Raw genomic sequence first — 18,852 nt, forward strand, 5'->3', positions numbered from 1 at the left:
AACTCTCACAGTTAACTTGCATAGTTGTCATCGCCCGGCTTCAGAATATCCCCATTATATAGAATTAATTTAAATGAAATAGACTCAAAAATGTGAACATCGTGTCAAAGTTGTGTCATAACGATGTCTTTTCTATGAAAACTACCTAAATTCCATAGTGAATGTGACTTTTTCTATTGATCCGCCCTTTTTCACCATATAAAAAAAGTCTCTCTTACAGATATCGGAGAACATGCCTCCGGCCACTGCAAGAGAGACTTTATAATCTTAAATCTAGTAAAATAATCAACAGCCATCGGTTCCTCCGTTCTTTTGAACCTGATTACGGTAGGAGGACGGTGACATGCCAACATACTTTTTAAATTTACTATGAAAATAATCTGCATTTGCATATCCCACGCGTCCCGCCACTTGGTGTACCTTAATCCCCTGTGCAAGCAATTCCCTTGCTCGCTCAATCCTCACCTTATCCAGGTAGGCATTAAAGGCTTCGCCTGTATGACTTTTGAACAATTTGCCCAAATATCCACTATTGTAATTGAACATATCTGCCAGTAACTCCAGTCGCAAATTTTCATCATAATGACCATGTATAAAGTTAATCATTTGCTTCATGATGATCTCCTTGCCACCTGTGTCAGTCTGACCAATCCACTGCAATACATGCTCAAGCGAGTGATCCACCAGCTCCCCCAATGTTGAATAAGCATATACGTTGGTAATCAAGCTGGAATGCTCCTCCAGCACGGTTCGGCTATGTTCCTGTCCAGCTGCATACTTGTTGAGTGCCAGTGTGAACGCCTGGGCGAATGCCGCCTTGATTGCAGATTCGGTACGATAAATCCGGGGAAATTGGACTTCCATTTCCTTAATGACGCGGGTCGCGGCTTTACCGTTAGCCATATCCAGCGCATAGTACAGCTTTTCTGCATAACGTATGGGAGCATCCGTGGCTCGATCCGACGCTTCATCCATTTCAGCATGGACTGTCTCCCATCCATGCAGGTCACCGGGGAGCATGACTCTTTCTGCCCGAAACAAAAACGCACGCTCCAACAATCGCAACGCCTGCTCAAAAGATCTGGGAATCTCGCCAAGGATGTCTACCGGAGCACCCGCAGCTCCATAAATTTCAGTTACCCACGGTTTTAGCTCCTGTCGCCATACAGCCAGCAGCTGAACAGCATCTTCCTCTGTTTTTAACATGGTGGGGAGCAGCAGGCCCGTATATATTCCAGCCTCAAACACAATACCTCTACCCTGTTCACGACACAATTCCGCTAGCCGCTGCTTGGCTGCGAGCTGTCGGGCTTGCCGATCCCAGTCAGGTATACGCATATCCAGCAGAACCACCTGATAGCTGCTCCAGTCTAATGCGGGTAACGCTGGCTGTTGTCCGTATTTTCCACCTCCGCTTTGGTGTTCAGCTTGCCCGGATGCACTTTGGCTGGGTTCTACCGTATCACGAGCGTGTTCTCCATGAACCGGAAACAACAGTGCTTCGATCCAATCGCGCTCATGCGAAGACGGACTCCCCCACTTTCCATCTCCCTTTTCATTCTCAATGTTTTGCCGTACCCGTTTCAACTCTAACGTCATTTCTTCCTCATCCACGGGCTTCAATAGATAACCATCCACCCCGAATCCCATGGCTTGCCTTGCATAATTAAAGTCTGCATATCCGCTCAAAATCAGGAAGTGAAACGGCTCCCCGTTCATTTGACGTATGTTTTGTATCACCTCCAGTCCGCTCATCCCAGGCATACGAATATCTACAATGACCAGTTCCGGTCGATGTTCTCCGAACTTCTCCAGCGCCTCGCGCCCGTTCCCTGCCGTATCGACAATGTGGAAGCCACAATCCCCCCAGTCAATAATGGAAGACAATCCTTCACGAATCGCAGGCTCATCATCTACAATCATCGCTTTATACATTCGATGCTTCCTCCCTTGGTATGGAAAAGTATACGGATGTTCCTGCTTGTAATGCGCTTTCAATATGCAGACCATAACGTTCGCCATACATCAATGTCAGACGTTGATGAACATTACGCAGACCGATACTGCTCCCTTCCGGCTCCTCCGTACCTGTAATCCGAGCCAATAGACGGGTCAGTTGCTCTGCTTCCATGCCAATTCCATTATCAGCAACTTTAATTTGTATCTCTCTTCGTTCTATCGTGATATCTACCTTCACGGTAACGGGCTCTTCCTTATTTTCAAGGCCATGAATGACTGCATTTTCCACCAGCGGTTGTATAATTAAGGGAGGAATCGACATGTCCTTCGCGCTTTCCTCCAAATTCACTTCATAGATCAAACGATTTCCAAACCTGAACTGCTGAATCTGCAAATAGGATCGCACCATATCCAGCTCCTGTAATACGGTTGTTTTACCACTACCAATCTCCAGATTCCTGCGCATCAGCCTGCCCAGCAAACGGACCGTCGTTGCAATCTCCGCTTCTCCATTCAGATGTGCTTTCATTCGGATAGATTCTAACGCATTAAACAGAAAGTGCGGATTAATTTGGCTTGCCATCATTTTTAGCTTGATATCCTTTTGCGCCAATTCAAGCTTGTTGTTGTGCTCACTCGTCTCATAGACCTGGGCCATAAGCTGGCGGATACTACTCACCATGTAGTTGAAACGGCGGGATAAATCACCGATCTCATCCTTTCCCTCCACACTTGATACCACATGAAAATCACCCGCAGCTACCTTACCCAGCTCATAGCTCAGCCGCTGAAGCCGTTTGGTAATAAGCCAGGAAATGATGGTAATGAGAATCAACGCCATGATCAGTACCGCTAGAACACATAATGCACCGATCAGGCTGACCCGGTTCGCCCCCTGCACGATATGTTCTGTCGAAAACACCGAAATAATTGTGAATCCGCTCACACTTGAAGTTGGCAGCAGCTCATCCACAATAATATTTGAGGGCGTCCCGTTGACTTTTGCTTCATATATACCCTTACCTGCACGCTGGACATCAAAGCCTAAATGTAAATCGGTCAACGTCTGACCTACCGACTGCGGATGGGTAGCTGCGACTACTATCCCGTTATGATCTGCAATCAATGTTTCAAAGGGCTCCTTGCTCAGCATATAATTCAACTCGGTCTGACTCAGCGCAATCATCAGGACTCCCTTGGAATTGTATTCGGGAAATGGAATTTGTCGTACCAGGCTGAGGCGATTGACCGGGTTATCCTCCTTATCCTGAATGTAAAACCAGTTAATCGCCGTACCCTTCAAAGCCGCCTGGAACCACGGCTGCCGCTCAATGTTGGAGTCTACAGGAATAAACTCCAGATTATTGACTATGGTCGGATTGTACGAATAGAACCGAATGGTAGCAACCTCTCTATATTGCTGGGTGTATTCATTAAAATCCTTGTATTGATGGTACGCATTCATAAGCTCCACCATGCCGGAATAACGATGGTTTGCTATTTCCCTCAGCCTTTTATCGAACATGAGCCCATTTGAAATATCCGTTGGTACCCGCAATAAATTTGCCGTCTGACTCTTAATTTTCTCCACATTATTTACCGTCTGAGCAATCGCACTATCCAGTGCCTGCGCTCGCAAATAAAAAGTAACGCAGCCGCCAACCACCAGCACGGGAATCATGACAATCAGTACGTAGGAGAAAAGTAGCTTATTCCGCATACGCATATTATTCATCAGATGCCGTACTCCACGATACATGCCATCCCTCCCACAAGATAAGCGCTTACATTTTATTCGTTCTCAATAGCCTTTATCACGGCTTTTCATGTTTTCAATTTTAAAGCTTCACCACATTTAGTTCCATGTTTTCTTGCAAAACAAAAAGGTGGTGAACGGAGTCACCACACTTTACAGACACGAACGATTAACGTACACAAGGTTCGATATGCACTCCCTGTGGCAGCTTATGCGGATCTTCCGGGTTGATACGGTCATAGAACATAATCCCATCCAGATGGTCCATTTCATGCTGTACTACAATCGCTGCATAGCCCTTAAACGTTAACAGTTCCTGAGTTCCGTCCGGTAAAATGGCCTTGATGCGAATCTTCTCGTACCGAGGGACATAACCGGGAATGTACCGATCTACAGATAGGCATCCTTCGCCCTGCTCCAAATAAATCATGGAAGTAGAGTGGCTGACCAGCTTTGGATTAAACAGGGCATATTCTACCGTCTGGTCTCCATCTTCATAGTAGATAGCACACATTCTTTTATTCAACCCAACCTGGTTGGCAGATAGCCCTACGCCCGGGCGCAAGTCATAGCGGGTGGCCAGCTCTTCATTTTGGCTATTTTTCAAATAATCCAGCATCCACTGCATCTGTTGAAGATCCTCTTCAGACAGCGGCAGACATACCGGATCAACCTTTGTGCGCAAAATCGGCTCCCCTTCACGCACAATATCCTTCGTGAGAAGCATGTCTATCGATTGATTGCTCATTCGTCAGCCTCGATTCATTTAAATAAATATACGATCATGTGATGTACAGCAAAAGCCGAAGAATTCCCCGCTTTTCTGCAAGTTTTATCCCATAAATTATATCTATTCATGAAATGAATTGTCAAAATAGAGCGAAAATATCCTCTCTTATATATTAAGTCATTAAATATTCATTGGCTTAATTGTTTATCTAATTAATTCATATGAATGCTTTATGTAGCAGTGAACCAAAAACCTCCTAAACCAATGAAGTGTTCAGGAGGTCGTAAGATAGCTTTTCTTACGATTAAGACGGCTGCTCTAGTACATCAGGGGGTTCACTGAACAGCTTCGCCTTCGGATTCGGCTGTGTCCAGGTATTATAATATTGCGAATTCTTGCCGTAAGAGTTATCGATGACAACATGCGGCATATCAAGCAGACAGGCCAGAATGTGGCCATGCAGCCGTGAAGTGCGAACCTCGCGGTAAGAACTGAACAGTGTAACCGCCTTGTTCATAAGATGGTCAGTGTACTTGTACCAGAATGTACGCGTAGGCAACGGGCCACCGATTTTTTTATTCAGACGGTAAAACTTTTGGAAATAGACGATCCCCTTCACTTCCAGCGGAGTGAATAAAGTATCCCAGTCCAGACGGTGAGAGACATCTGCCTCGTCATCGAATTTCTTTTGTTCCCCTACCGTTTCAATATCCGTACGCAGGAAGTACAATACGTCCTTCACGGTTTCTGTTGTCGGTTTCAACGGCCAGAGCTGGTGCGCCATATCAGGACATAATGTGATGCTGCACTGGTTCAGTTTATCTTTAGCCCACTGATAAGAGCGTGTATCCCGCACAAACATATGTAGATCCGGGTGCGCATTAAACAAGGCCGCCACCTCATTAGCCTTCTGTTCAGACTGGAAGTGGATTGTCTGCGGCATGATTACAATTCGGTGGTTAGGGAAATCACGAACAATGCGTTCCCGCAAATTTTGGTGATTTGCATATAAATCACCGAAGTTGCCCCCGCCGTGACACACGATAATCCAGTCGCTTGGAATATGAAGCTGATCGGGTATATCCATGGCGCTATAACGGGCACGGACACGAATACCATTATCCTTGAAGAACGCTTCGGTGCCTTTCATGATCAGTACGTCCCCACCGTTATTATAGACGGGATAATCGACATAAATAATGTTCGAACCTTGAGGGACTACGTCGAGAATGACACTCAGCTTATTTTTCAGTTTAGCCATGGGATGCGAATTCGGCATCTTTCAGTTCTCCCTTCCTGCGCTTCTTTTGTATGATCTGCAAGACAAATGTAATATCACTTTTATCAAAAATGATCCGAGATAACGGAACATTGAAAAACATCGGGAACGAGAACAGCGAGAACGCCAACCGTACACAAGCACCTACAAGCAAAGCAATAGCAATGCCGTCCAGACCGAAGATCGGTGTACAAATGAAAAACAGACCCACGGTGATTGCATAGGCTACAATTTGCCGGAACAGTACCAATCCCGGACGACCAAGTGCGTTAAAGGCTGAAGCCAGAATCCAGGAGCCGCCACCAATAATACATTCGAGCGACAACAGGTAGAACGTTAGCGATGCTTCGAGAAAAGCAGGGCCGTACAGCAAACCCAGCATGTATCGGCCAATGAAAAGAGCCGGTACAATGACGATTAGCATCGCGCCCATGGAGATGCGAAAAGCACGCCCCACCGTTTCGACAATCTTGCTGTGCTCCATCCCGGTCACCTTTGGAAAGGTTACATTAGTGACGGCATTTTGCACCACATTGAACACTCGGGACAAGGCATAGACAACGGAGTATAGACCGAACGCTTTGGGTGACAGCAACGCCACAATGACGATTTTGTCCGTCTGAGTGGACAGCGTCCCCATCAGCTCCATCCCATACACCCGCGCTCCATAGCTATAATAAGGGCGCAGCACTTGGCGGCTAATCAACGGACGAAATGCACGTACATTCATATGCTTGCGCAAACGGAGGAACGCCCACACGAGCGCAAGGAAACTCGCGGCAAAATTCACTATCCCCGCCAGTTGCACATTGAGTAAGCCCATCAGCCACAGGGTCACTAGACCAATGAAATTCAGTAATGGATAGTAAAACAGCAGGCCGTTATATACGCTAAACCGATCCAATCCTTGCGATAATGCCGTCGTGAGTGCTGTCAGCACGGCTAGCGGTACTGCTGCCGCACAATAAATCTGCGATAGTTGGATGATGTCTGCACCATAGCCATTCAGCCACAACGGCATGCATATCCAGGCCACCGCACCTGCCAACAAACTGGCAGGCAACTGAATCCAGAGCGACAACGCCAGCAGTTCTTCCGTCGTGCCTGTTTTTTTCTTAAGGTTATAAATTAACGAGGTTGGCAAACCGAAGCTCAATACACTGCCGATCAGTGTAGGCAAGAACAGAACAGCCGCCAGTTCACCTTTCCCCTCTACTCCGAGCATACGTGCGGTCAGGATGGAAGTCAGGGTCGTGACGATTAGCACAAAGAAATTGTTAAAGCTCGTGCGCATGATCGTTTTGGCGAGACTGTCACCCGTGAATACTTTCCTTGCTGCTGTCCATGTGCTCATGTTACGTCCAACTCCTGTTCCTTATTAAGCCTCTCGTCTCTATGCTCACATCGCGTCTTTTGACGCACCTCCATCAGCCTACCGTTTTTTTGGAATTACGTTCAGGCAGCTGTCCTCCGCCAACAGGCTCCTTCGCACTTGAGAAGATCTCTTTCAGTGCTCTTCTATAGCCTTGAATGGCTTTATGATTTTTTTTGGGCTTTTCCCTCAAAATCTGATACATCGTCGTCCAATATAAGGCTGCATAACCGATCGGCCCGGCCCCCTCGTCGCGAAGTAGATGAATATGATTCATCACGCGCATATAAGTCACCTGCTCCATATTGTCGCGCGAGGACGGCGATTCGTGATGAAGCAGCGTAAGAGCTGGATTTATATACAATGGACCGCTTTTCATGGCGATACGGGAAAGTAGTAGATCCTCGCCGACGCTATAGCTTTGCAACCAGGGTACCGGCTCCAGACTTAAAATTGCTTCACGACGGAATGACATATTACAGCCATGAAAAAACTGGGTCTTAAACGTCTTCTTGGCCTTATGCCAGTTGTACATTGAGCCGGACTGACCACTGAGGGACAATCTCCCTTTGGACAAGGATTGCTGGAATGAGAGCAAGCAGCGAATAGTACCCATGAAGCTGTTGCTCATTCCCTGTGCTATACCGCCGACACCAGCCGCCTGCGGATATGCTTCATAGGTGCGCATTAACTCATTCAAGTAGTTGCTCGGCAGCTCCACATCATCGTCAAGGAACAAAATGATGTCACCTTGTGCAAGCTCCACCGTTTTTACACGTGATAGCCATAATCCAGGCTGCTCCTTACGGTGATATCGGTAGGCAATTCCTGCTCTGCCCAACTGACGTTCATAACGTTCCAGCACATGCTTTGGCAAATCTCCGTCATCAATAATCCACAGCTCGGTTTCACATGCTTCCGGTGCTCCCCCCATGGCAATGGAATTAATGCATCGGGTCAGATCGTCAACCCGATTGCGGGTGCACAGAGCAATGGACAAGCTTAACATCATACTCCCCCTTTATCCTGTCAATGTGTATAAAGCGGATTACTGAACCGCCGGGCCTAAATATTCGTTATATTTTTGCTTTCGCGGGTTCAGAATGAACAACACCCCCTGCTTGTATCCATCTGCTGCGTTAAAATTACGGCGCAGCGTTTCTTTGAGCATCAAGTAGGTTAAGGTCCATAAAAGAGCTCCATACTGGATAAATCCCGCCTTTTTCAGGGCAAGAAAATAATAGTGGTTAATCGCTGTTGCCTTGGCTACTCTGCCCGCCTTATCGCGCGAGCTTGGAGACTCGTGATGGATGATTTTTAAGTCGGGATTGATCACGAGTTTGCCGTAACGACTCGCTAACTGGCACATATACAAGTCGTCAGCCACGGCATAGCTGGTCATCCACGGATACGGCTTCATGTCCCGAAGCGCATCCTTCCGAAATGACATATTGCAGCCATGGAAAAATTCAGTGTCAAAAGTCTCGGTTGCTTCACCCCAACGCAGCAACGACCCCGCCAGACTACTGGGCGAGAGCTTGCCGAGGGAAGAAGACATCTGAAAAGTCAAAACGCCCAGCAGCTTTCCTGCCCGGCTCGAATGTAGTCCCTTTGCAATCCCTCCAACACCTACAATCGTTTCATCCTGTTCGTAGGTATCGAGCAAGCGCCGGATATAGAGTTTATCGTCCAGTTCGGCATCATCGTCAAAATACAGCACTATATCATATCTCACAAGAGACAAGGCCTCATAGCGGGATAACCAAACGCCGGGACGACTTTTTTTATAATATTTCAGAACGCCTTGAGGCAATCCGGATACCAAGTGACGGTACTGTTCAATCTGTTGGTCGGAAATATCGCCGTCATCAACAATCAGCAGTTCTACAGCCGTATGCTCCAATTGCTGCTGTACAGCAATAGATTGTATACAGCGTGTCAGGTCTTCGATCCGGTTGCGGGTACAAATGATGATGGAGACATCGGACATGCCATTACCTCCTGTATGTGTATCCAGGTGCTTTGGAAGAGATATTCAAAGTTTTTCCAATTGCTGGATTATATATGTTTATTGTATCTTTGACAGCGTTTGAGTGTATATACCTCTTTTGTATACTTTTTCAGTCTCCAAAAGGGTAGACAATCCTTAAAAAAGAGCAAAAAAATAGGATCGGCTTCTTGCGCCAATCCTGATCTACTCTTGAAAATCCAAAAACAAAGTCGCGTTCACATACCGACGTGCCATGGACAAAAAATAACTATTTTGTACCGATACCGCTGCCACCAGTAATGTATTACGCACTGCTTCACACTGATTAGGGGTCAAATGCTGTAAACGACGGGTATATTGATCTGCGGCCTGAATCAGCAGTTCTTCTGTCGCAGCTTCCTGACGCTGCTGCCCTGTAGCAGAATTTCCGTTGTCTTTTGCATACCCTGCTCCTGCCACATCAAGCAGTTGGTCTCCGTTCGCATCCAATTCTTCAAATAAAGTTGAATATGCAGCGTACAGATCGACCGGCTGAATCAGATCATCCGTATCATCTTCGGGCTGTTGGAACAGGATATGAAATAGCTGACGGATGGATTCAAAATCCAGACATGATTTTAAATCTTCCACGATGAGCAATATGGCAGCCTGGTTGACTGAGTATTTTTTGCCGATCTTCGGAGCACCGAGGAACTCCTTGAAATCACGTTTGACCCAATTTTGCATCGAGGCCAGTGAGACATGACTATATTCGACCAGTTGACCTAGAGAAACGATCTCCTGCAGCGAAAAGGCTGCGCTGTGCTTGCCCTTGATGATTTTATCCAGCACAGGTGTCACCTCGGTGTACAGAAATGTCGGCATCGTGCTGCCGGAACGGGCGAGATGGCTATGAGTGCGCCTCCAAGCGTCCTGAAGGACGGCTAAAGGCTGCAATTCACTGCGACCTTCCATGGCCAGCAGCAAATGGGCCATATCACGGCGAGTGAGGGTAAAAGACTCCATCTGCTTTCCTCCCTTTGGTACATTTCGAGTTCATTCGAACTCATCATACGCCCTTAAACTAGGCTTGTAAAGTGAAGCAATGAGCCGTGCGGATTCTATTAAGCCTTATTTTTCGTGCAAATTAGAGGTAGGTGACCTGCTACGGTTTCATATGAACCTTGTATATTTTCTTTTAAGTTCTTAAAATAAGTTCAAGTGAACTCAAAATAGAGTTTCTTAAAAAATTGAACGAAAAAGGGATGAGTGAAAATTATATGGGTATAGGTGTCAGTCTATTTTTGTTTGCGGTGTTGATTTTATTTAGTGCTTTCTTCGTGGCTACCGAGTTTGCGATTATTAAAATCCGTTCCAGCCGGGTCGATCAGCTGGTGGTGGAGAACCGTAAAAACGCACTGGCGTTACAAAAAGTCGTCAATAATCTGGACGGCTACCTGTCCGCCTGTCAGCTTGGTATTACGATTACAGCGTTAGGACTCGGCTGGCTCGGTGAACCAACTGTAGTCAAATTGCTGGAGCCTCTCTTTCAACAGCTCAACATCAATGGGGAGTTTTCACATATCCTGGCCTTTATTATTTCATTTGTCATTGTAACTTACTTGCACGTGGTAATTGGGGAATTGGCTCCCAAAACCTTGGCGATTCGCAAGGCGGAAGCTGTCAGCCTGTTAGCCTCTCCAGCCATCGTGTGGTTTAACCGAGTTATGTATCCGTTTATTTGGCTCCTTAACGGCTCGGCCAACCGCCTGGTTCGTCTGTTTGGTCTTCAACCGGCTAGTGAGCATGAAGAAGCGCACTCTCAGGAAGAAATTCAGATCATTTTGTCCGAAAGCGTGGAAAGTGGTAAGATCAATAACACCGAATATGGCTACGTAAATCGTATCTTTGCTTTTGACGAGACCGTCGCCAAAGAAATTATGGTGCCACGTACAGATATGGTATGCTTGTTTACGAATCGCTCGCTCAAAGAAAACATGCAGACTATTCACGAAGAACAGTATACCCGTTTTCCGGTAGCGACAGACAGCAAGGATCAGATCATTGGTATGATTAATACCAAGCAGCTATTCCTTGAGTATGATCGCAATCCCGAGCTTGATTTTGATAGCCTGATTCAACCGATCTTGACCGTGCCGGAAGTTATTCCCGTCAACACGCTGCTGAAACGTATGCAGAAGGAGCAGGTTCATATTGCTCTTCTGGTCGATGAGTATGGTGGAACCTCTGGTCTGATTACCATTGAGGACATTTTGGAGGAGATTGTTGGCGAAATCCGAGACGAGTTTGATAAGGATGAACGGAAGGAAATCGAGAAACTGACGGAGAACAGTTATTTGATGGATGGTAAAGTAATGCTTTCTGATCTGAGTGATCTGACGGGCTTGACATTGGACGATGAAGACGTGGATACTGTCGGAGGGTGGGTGTATAGCCGGGTTCCGGAACCAAGACAGGGCAAGGAATTCATAGAAGATGATGTGAAATTTATCATTCGTGAAATGGGTAAAAATCGTATTCGTCGGGTGGAAATTATCTTGCACCACAAATCCCCGATCTCGGACATGAATACGGAATCGGACACTTCTTCCCAGGAGTGAACCTTTGTAACCACAGCGACCAGCTTTTGGACTTGACACTTGCGTTCACTCCTACTGAAATGACATATTTTAGGGCAAACGACTCAAGTTGTTTGCCCTACATGCGTGTAAGGAGGAGCTAGTAAATTGGATATTTTATCATCTATTATTATGGGAATTATTGAAGGGCTGACAGAATTTTTGCCGGTCTCTTCGACGGGTCACATGATCCTCACGGCCGATCTTCTAGGATTGAACACAGAGAATGATACGGTCAAAACTTTTGAGGTTATCGTACAATTAGGTGCTGTACTGGCGGTGGTTGTTTTATACTGGCGCAGATTCCTCAGCCTGTTTGATTTCAGACGCAAAGTCTCAAGCCAACCGCGTCTAAACCTGCTGCACATTATTTTAGCCATGATCCCAGCGGGTTTAATTGGCGTACTGTTCCGTGATGTGATTAAGCAATACCTGTTTGGTCCTGAAACGGTTTTGTACAGTTTGGTCATCGGGGGCTTGCTCATGATCGCGGCTGAAAAATTCCATCCGCCTATTAGATCACATACATTGGATGAGATCACGTACAAACAAGCATTTACCATCGGTGTGTTCCAAGTCCTAGCTCTGTGGCCAGGCTTCTCCCGTTCAGGCTCAACTATGTCTGGGGGCCTATTCGCACGTGTCAGTCATACGGCAGCCGCAGAATTTACATTTCTCGTCTCCGTTCCGGTCATGCTGGGTGCATCAGGTATTGATATGATTAAAAGTATGGATCATCTGTCTATGAGTGACTTCCCAGTGTTCGCTGCCGGCTTTATTACCGCCTTTATCGTCGGAATGCTGGCGATCAAAACGTTCCTCGGTCTGCTCAAACGTTTGAGCTTGACTTCGTTTGCCATCTATCGCTTCGTGCTGGCAGCTGTGTTCTTTTTCATTATTTTGTAAGCTATCATTTGTTATTTCATAACCAAAAAGGGATATCCGCATGGCATGAATCACTGCCCACGGGTATCCCTTTTTCGATTACACTGAAATCATATTTTATTGAAATGATCCCTATCATCCCATCGTTGTAACCCTGCGTGCTGATTATTGTTTGGATTCCAACGTGGTCAAATATTCCGAAACTTGAGCTGGCGTTTTGGCATATTTGCTGTGCAAATGAGCAATTTTCTCGCCATTACGGAACACGAGCAGACTCGGAATGCCACGTACTTGATTTTCTTCGGCAATCGGCTGGAACTTCTCGGCATCCAGCGCAAAGAAACGCTTATCTGCGTTTTCCTGTATAATGCCATCCATAAATTTATCCAGTGTCTTGCAATCTGGACACCAGGTTGTATCAAATTTTACAACGGTCAAGCCGTCACTATTAATCAAATCCTGATATTGCTGTTCAGATTCGATGCGTTCCATTTATTGGTCCCTCCTAGAGTAAAATTATGAACATCTCCATTCCAAATGATGGTACAAAAAATGGAGTTCATTCTTATATTGTAATGTTTCTTTTATATATTGCAACTATAGTGAGTACACGTTTAACAGATTTTCCGTTCTAAAGGTAAAGATAACGCGGGGAGAACCAATCGCCCCATCTGTCTGTTAATATTCGGATCAGCGGTATTGCGCATCATAACGATTGGCTCGGCTGATTTGCTGTAGCGCCTCTCGCTCATGCTCAGTTAACGGTGCAATATCTGCTGCAGAAATATTATGCTCCAATTGTCCCAAAGAGCTTGCACCCGGGATCACAGCCGCGACAGCCGGATGAGACAGGCTATAGCGGATCGCTGTCTGCTCCATACTACGGTCCGATCCTGCAAATGCCTTTAATTGTTTACGCACGTCCAGCAGCTCCGCTTCTTTATAGTCCAGGTATCCCTTGGCCGCCTTTTCTTCTCCATTGTCGGCCAATACACCGCTCGCCACGGGTCCACGTGCAATCACGCTAATCCCCCGCTCCTGAAGTAAAGACAATACTTCTTCCTCTGCACGCCGATCCAGCAAACTATACTGATTCATAACACTAATGATATTCGAGCGTTCCACATATTCACGGATGACATGCGGGCGAATGGAGGAAATGCCATAGTAACGGATAACGCCCTCCTGCTGCAGTTGTTCGAAAGCCTCAATGGTTTCATCTATCGGATCGTTAATTGTCCCTCCGTGCAACTGATACAGGTCGATATAGTCCGTTCCCAGGCGGCGCATACTTTCTTTAACAGCTGACAAGATATATTTCTTGGACGGGTCCCATTCCCAGCCTTCCTGCCCCGGTATACGCCGATTGCCAACCTTGGTCGCCAGGATAACATCCTGCCGCCGTCCACGGATTGCTGCTCCCACAATTTCTTCATTGCGTCCATGCTGGTACAAATCAGCCGTATCCAACAGATTTACGCCTTTATCCAACGCTTCATGAATCAAGTAAACGGCTTGCTGCTCCTCCGTACCGACCGACATACATCCCAGGCCAATCTCACCTACCAGCAAATCCGAAGCTCCCAGGCGGTTTTTTTTCATGGTTGTCTCCCCTCACTTCCATAACGTATAACTTAAAATTTTTAACATTTCTCTATTATACGAAAAATACGTACAAAAAAAACAACCCCAAAGACATAGAGACTCTACGCTCTCCAATTCTTTGAAGTTGTCGTATGAAATTCGTATTCCCTTTTATGCTATCCGAACAGCCACTGTATGGCCTGAGGAAACTGACGCTGAAAACAATCCACCCGATGCACCGCATCTTGATCCAGCTCAAGCAGCACATCTTGGGTATCCAATCCCTGTGTCAGCAGCACCTCGTGTGCCTGAAGGGTCAACGGAACCATGTCTTTTTGCACATTCGTCTTCCCTTCGCCTTCACGGGTCCCGACAGAGATATATACACGATGTGTCCCAGCCATTACAGTGGCAAATGATGCGGATTGCATATAATCGATCATACCCGGAAACCAATACGAGCCCGAGATCGAACCAATGCGTCCAAATATATGCGTATACTGGAAGGCTGCATACATGGAAATCAGTCCGCCCAACGATGCGCCGATCATCCCGGTATGCTCCAGCCCAGTTTGCACTGGATATTTTGCCTCGACGTATGGCATTACTTTTGTGACCACAAACGCCAGATATGCATCTCCACCACCGCCAAAGGCAGGTCTCCCCTCTACTAAAGCAGCTGCCTTCCAAGGCGTATAATCATCCAGTCGATTTACAGGCTGAATGCCCACCAGCACGACACGGGGTAGCTCTCCCGTAGAAAAACCTCGTTCCAGCTCATCCAACCCGCTTAGAAATAAAGAGCTGCCATCCTGCACATACAGTACAGGATACAGCTCATTATGATTTACGGAAACGGGAGGTGTATAGACGTGCACAAGATACCCATCTAATGAAATTTCATCTACATGACCTTTCATCCTACGCAGTCCTCCATGATGTGAATGTAGGCATTACAGTGCAGCATCTATTTCCTTGATCATTTCAGACACGGATTCCAGACCATTACCTGACAGGTACCAGTAGTTAGGATCAAGGTATACAATATGACCATTTTTATATGCATTGGTTTTCTTCACTAGTTCATTCTCCATGGTTTGTTTACCTGTAACCTGTTCCTTGCCTTCCTCGACCACCACAGCCCCACGGTCAACGACAAAAATATAATCCGGATTTTTTTGCTGTACATATTCAAAAGAAACCTTTTGTCCATGCGTGGACACTTTAATGTCAGGATCTACAGGAGTTACGCCAAAAGCATCATGAATGATACCGAAGCGGGATTGTGAGCCATATGCGCTCAAGCTTCCTTCGTTCGTCAGTACGATCAAGCCTTTAGCCTTGCTCGCTACAGCCTTGTCATGCACAGCCTTGATGGAGCTATCAATCGCAGCTAGTTCCTGTTTGGCAGCATCCTCTTTGTTGAAGATTTGCCCCAACGTTTCCACGTTCTTTTTAAAGGAATTCATGTAATCCTTGGTGTCTACAGCCATCGAAATAGTAGGTGCAATTTTGCTCAACTCTTTATAGGCATCCGCTTGTCTGCCACCGATGATGATCAGTTCAGGAGAGAGATCACTGATTTTCTCATAATCCGGTTCAAACAGCGTACCTGCACTTGCATATTTGGAATCTTTATATTTGCTCAAATATGTAGGAAGATCCTGCTGCGCTACCGCCGCAACGTCTACGCCCAGCTTGTCCAACGTATCCAGTGAACCAAAATCAAATACAACAACATTTTTTGGGTTAACTTTGACTTGAACCGGGTTTTCATCGAGTGCATGTTTGACCGAGATGGTTTTGGATTCAGTGGTAGCAGTCGAGGAGTCCTCACCTGTCGCTTCCGGTGTTGCCGGAGTCGCTTTGCCACACGCCGACACGATCAGCACCAGTGCAAGCATCAATGTTAAAAACATCATATTTTTCTTCATTCTACATTCCCCCTAAGTGAAATACACACAAATTTTATGATCACCGATCTGTTGAATCGGAATATCCATATCGTACAATTCCTTTAATACCTGGCTATCGATCATCTCGTCAGCCGTTCCTTGTTTCAGCAATCTGCCATCCTTCATCCCCACAATATAGTCTGAATAGCAGGAAGCAAAGTTAATGTCGTGAAGCACCACCAGAATCGTTTTGCCCAAATCATCCACTAAATTGCGCAGTGTCTTCATAATCTGAACCGAATGCTTCATATCCAAATTGTTCAGCGGCTCATCCAGCAGGATATATTCCGTGTCCTGTGCCAGAATCATTGCAATAAAAGCCCGTTGCCGCTGTCCCCCACTAAGCAAATCAATATGCTTGTCTTTCATATCCTCCAGCCCCATGTAGGCCATAGACTGCTCCACCATTTTGCGATCCTCACTGTTCAATCTGCCCTTGGAATACGGAAAACGGCCGAAGCTAACTAGTTCCTTCACGGTTAAGCGGATGTTGATATCATTGGTCTGTTTTAAAATGGATATCTTCCGGGCCAGCTCCTCACTTTTGGTCAGGCTCACGGCCTGCCCGTCAATGAGGATTTCTCCCTCATCACTGTCTGTCAGGCGACTGATCATGGACAACAAGGTGCTCTTTCCGGCGCCGTTAGGTCCAATAAAGGAGGTAATGGTGCCTTTAGGTACAGTGACGGATACTTGGTCCACCACATTTTTATTCCCGTAGCGTTTGGATACGTTTTTGACTTCTACCATGATTTATTCTCCCGCAGCAAAAGATACAGGAAGTACACCCCCCCGATAAAGTTAATAATGACGCTGACGATTGTCGATAAGTCGAATACTCTCTCTGCCAGCAGTTGGCATCCTGCCAACGCAATCACACTAATACAGATGGAGGCCGGAATAATATAACGGTGCTGGTAGGTCTTCATCACCTGATAAGCCACATTGGCCACAATTAATCCGAGAAATGTGATCGGCCCGACAAGTGCCGTAGATATGGAGATGAGAATCGCTACAATGATCAGCAATCTTTTGATGATATAACTGTAAGGAAGCCCTAAATTAATGGCATGCTCCCGTCCAAGCGACAGCACGTCCAGGTATTTAATGAATCTCCACGCATAAGCAAATACGAGCACGAGCACGAATACAGAAAGCCACAATAGCTCGGTGTTTACATTACTAAAGCTGGCAAAGCTCTTGTCCTGAATTTTCGCAAATTCGTTCGGATCAATCAGTACCTCCATAAAGGTAGACAGGCTGTTAAACAGTGTCCCAAACACCAGACCAATCAGCAAAAGCACATAAATTCCACGCCCATCCTTGCGGAAAATTAACTTGTATAGCAATCCCGCGAATAGCACCATCATCCCCACGGACAGCAAAAAGTTTAATTCTTTGCTGGTCGAAATCAACGGGACGGAACCAAATGCAAAAATAATCGTCGTCTGAATCAGCATATACAGTGAATCCAGTCCGATAATACCCGGAGTCAAAATCTTATTATTCGTAACCGTCTGGAAAATAACGGTCGCAAAAGCAATGGAGCCACCTGTCAGAATGAAAGCTGCGACCTTTTTCAATCGTCGCGGCAACGCGTAATGCCAGGTGTGCGGAAGATCGATAAACACAAAAGCAGCAATCAACACAAGCGCGCCAGCGGCTAATATTCCGATTTTTAATTTAGGATTCATAAGCCCTTCTCCTCAGCAGCAAATACAAGAACAACGCGCTCCCGATCACACCCACCGTAAGCCCTACAGAAATTTCATATGGGTAAATGATCACCCGTCCCAAAATATCGCAAAACAGCACAAAAACGGCGCCCAAGATCGCTGTATGAGCCAGGCTTTTTTTCAGATTATCCCCCATGTACATACTGACCAGATTGGGTACAACCAGCCCCAAAAAGGGAATCGTCCCGACCGTTAAGATGACAACAGAGGACACCAAAGCCACGATCACCAAACCCACATTGACGGTGCGCTTGTAATGTACGCCCAAATTGGCTGCAAAATCCTCACCCATACCTGCAATTGTAAAACGATTCGCATATATGTACGCCAACGTGACCAAAGGAACACTAAGATACAGCATCTCGTAGCGGCCACTCATAATGAGAGAAAAATCTCCCTGCATCCACGAGGAAATGCCCTGGATCAGATTATATTTGTAGGCAAAAAAAGTCGTCACCGAATTTAAAATACCTCCAAACATCAGACCGACCAGCGGGATAAATACCGGGTCCTTGAACCGGATTTTATCCAGTATCTTCATGAAAATCAGCGTTCCCCCTAAAGCAAATCCAAAAGCCGTCAGCATCTTCGTCCAAAATCCCGCCGCTCCAAACACCATAATGGCCATCAGTACACCTAATCGTGCCGCATCCATCGTCCCTGCCGTGGTAGGCGAAACAAACCGATTCCGGGTAAGCTGCTGCATGATCAATCCACAGATACTCATACTCGCGCCTGCAATGATAATGCTAATCAAACGTGGGAGCCTGCTAATTAGGAGAACCTGTGCTTGATCATTGGTTAAGTGGAACAAATCAAGTGGAGTTACATTATGAACACCGATAAACACCGAGGCGAAGGCCAGTACTAGAAAAGCCAGTATTAAATAGCGTAATTTCATTTCTAACTAAGGAGCCTGTCCAATAACCTGTACCAAGTTTCGGCCCTGTCCCCCCTCCAATAATGATAATCATTATCAAAACAACTA

At 46.2% G+C, this 18,852-nt stretch carries 17 protein-coding genes; 2 read left to right on the top strand and 15 right to left on the bottom strand.

The window, feature by feature from the left end; all coding sequences use genetic code 11:
- Nucleotides 1-285: 285 nt before the first annotated feature.
- The 8 genes from FKV70_RS20045 to FKV70_RS20080 form a co-directional block, all read right to left on the bottom strand.
- Complete coding sequence (locus FKV70_RS20045) at nt 286-1,935, bottom strand: response regulator transcription factor (RefSeq protein WP_142613975.1); 1,650 nt, start codon at nt 1,933-1,935, stop codon at nt 286-288.
- On the bottom strand, nt 1,928-3,718 hold the full coding sequence (locus FKV70_RS20050) for a cache domain-containing sensor histidine kinase (RefSeq protein ID WP_142613976.1): 1,791 nt from the start codon (nt 3,716-3,718) through the stop codon (nt 1,928-1,930). Before FKV70_RS20050 ends, FKV70_RS20045 begins: the two co-directional genes overlap by 8 nt.
- Before the next feature lie 166 nt (nt 3,719-3,884).
- Nucleotides 3,885-4,463 carry a peptide deformylase gene (def, locus tag FKV70_RS20055; RefSeq protein WP_063210337.1) on the bottom strand — a complete coding sequence of 193 codons (579 nt, stop codon included), beginning with the start codon at nt 4,461-4,463 and terminating at the stop codon, nt 3,885-3,887.
- 286 nt (nt 4,464-4,749) lie between these two features.
- Nucleotides 4,750-5,724 carry a polysaccharide pyruvyl transferase family protein gene (locus tag FKV70_RS20060; protein WP_142613977.1) on the bottom strand — a complete coding sequence of 325 codons (975 nt, stop codon included), beginning with the start codon at nt 5,722-5,724 and terminating at the stop codon, nt 4,750-4,752.
- Nucleotides 5,699-7,078, bottom strand: coding sequence for a lipopolysaccharide biosynthesis protein (locus FKV70_RS20065; RefSeq protein WP_142613978.1), 1,380 nt, complete (start codon nt 7,076-7,078; stop codon nt 5,699-5,701). The genes FKV70_RS20060 and FKV70_RS20065 overlap by 26 nt, the downstream gene beginning before the upstream one ends.
- A 73-nt stretch (nt 7,079-7,151) precedes the next feature.
- Nucleotides 7,152-8,105, bottom strand: coding sequence for a glycosyltransferase family 2 protein (locus tag FKV70_RS20070; RefSeq protein ID WP_063210332.1), 954 nt, complete (start codon nt 8,103-8,105; stop codon nt 7,152-7,154).
- A gap of 39 nt (nt 8,106-8,144) precedes the next feature.
- Entirely contained in the window at nt 8,145-9,086 is a 942-nt protein-coding gene (locus tag FKV70_RS20075) for a glycosyltransferase family 2 protein (RefSeq protein ID WP_142613979.1), read from the bottom strand.
- Between the two features lie 204 nt (nt 9,087-9,290).
- Entirely contained in the window at nt 9,291-10,091 is an 801-nt protein-coding gene (locus tag FKV70_RS20080) for a DUF1836 domain-containing protein (RefSeq protein ID WP_063210329.1), read from the bottom strand.
- Between the two features lie 254 nt (nt 10,092-10,345).
- On the opposite strand from FKV70_RS20080, the gene FKV70_RS20085 reads away from it, so the two are divergent.
- Together FKV70_RS20085 and bacA are read left to right on the top strand one after the other, a co-directional pair.
- Nucleotides 10,346-11,686 (top strand): hemolysin family protein, encoded by a 1,341-nt coding sequence (locus FKV70_RS20085; RefSeq protein ID WP_187360689.1) that lies wholly within the window; start codon nt 10,346-10,348, stop codon nt 11,684-11,686.
- Between the two features lie 126 nt (nt 11,687-11,812).
- Complete coding sequence (gene bacA / locus FKV70_RS20090) at nt 11,813-12,610, top strand: undecaprenyl-diphosphate phosphatase (RefSeq protein WP_142613980.1); 798 nt, start codon at nt 11,813-11,815, stop codon at nt 12,608-12,610.
- Between the two features lie 144 nt (nt 12,611-12,754).
- On the opposite strand, the gene FKV70_RS20095 is transcribed toward bacA, so the two are convergent.
- From FKV70_RS20095 to FKV70_RS20125, 7 genes are all read right to left on the bottom strand, one after another.
- Nucleotides 12,755-13,081: a thioredoxin family protein gene (locus tag FKV70_RS20095; protein WP_063210325.1), complete on the bottom strand. Its 327-nt coding sequence runs from the start codon at nt 13,079-13,081 to the stop codon at nt 12,755-12,757.
- Between the two features lie 198 nt (nt 13,082-13,279).
- Nucleotides 13,280-14,191, bottom strand: coding sequence for an aldo/keto reductase (locus tag FKV70_RS20100; protein ID WP_142613981.1), 912 nt, complete (start codon nt 14,189-14,191; stop codon nt 13,280-13,282).
- Nucleotides 14,192-14,349: 158 nt separating this feature from the next.
- Complete coding sequence (locus tag FKV70_RS20105; RefSeq protein WP_142613982.1) at nt 14,350-15,093, bottom strand: alpha/beta hydrolase; 744 nt, start codon at nt 15,091-15,093, stop codon at nt 14,350-14,352.
- Nucleotides 15,094-15,126: 33 nt separating this feature from the next.
- A complete protein-coding gene (locus tag FKV70_RS20110; RefSeq protein WP_142613983.1) occupies nt 15,127-16,107 on the bottom strand; it encodes a siderophore ABC transporter substrate-binding protein in 981 nt (326 codons plus the stop codon).
- Between the two features lie 12 nt (nt 16,108-16,119).
- Nucleotides 16,120-16,878 (bottom strand): iron ABC transporter ATP-binding protein, encoded by a 759-nt coding sequence (locus FKV70_RS20115; protein WP_142613984.1) that lies wholly within the window; start codon nt 16,876-16,878, stop codon nt 16,120-16,122.
- Nucleotides 16,872-17,822, bottom strand: a complete 951-nt coding sequence (locus FKV70_RS20120) for an iron chelate uptake ABC transporter family permease subunit (protein WP_142613985.1) — start codon at nt 17,820-17,822, stop codon at nt 16,872-16,874. Before FKV70_RS20120 ends, FKV70_RS20115 begins: the two co-directional genes overlap by 7 nt.
- Nucleotides 17,812-18,765: an ABC transporter permease gene (locus tag FKV70_RS20125; RefSeq protein ID WP_142613986.1), complete on the bottom strand. Its 954-nt coding sequence runs from the start codon at nt 18,763-18,765 to the stop codon at nt 17,812-17,814. Before FKV70_RS20125 ends, FKV70_RS20120 begins: the two co-directional genes overlap by 11 nt.
- Between the last annotated feature and the right edge of the window lie 87 nt (nt 18,766-18,852).

Source organism: Paenibacillus ottowii (assembly GCF_006874425.1).
GTDB classification, from domain to species: Bacteria; Bacillota; Bacilli; order Paenibacillales; family Paenibacillaceae; genus Paenibacillus; species Paenibacillus ottowii.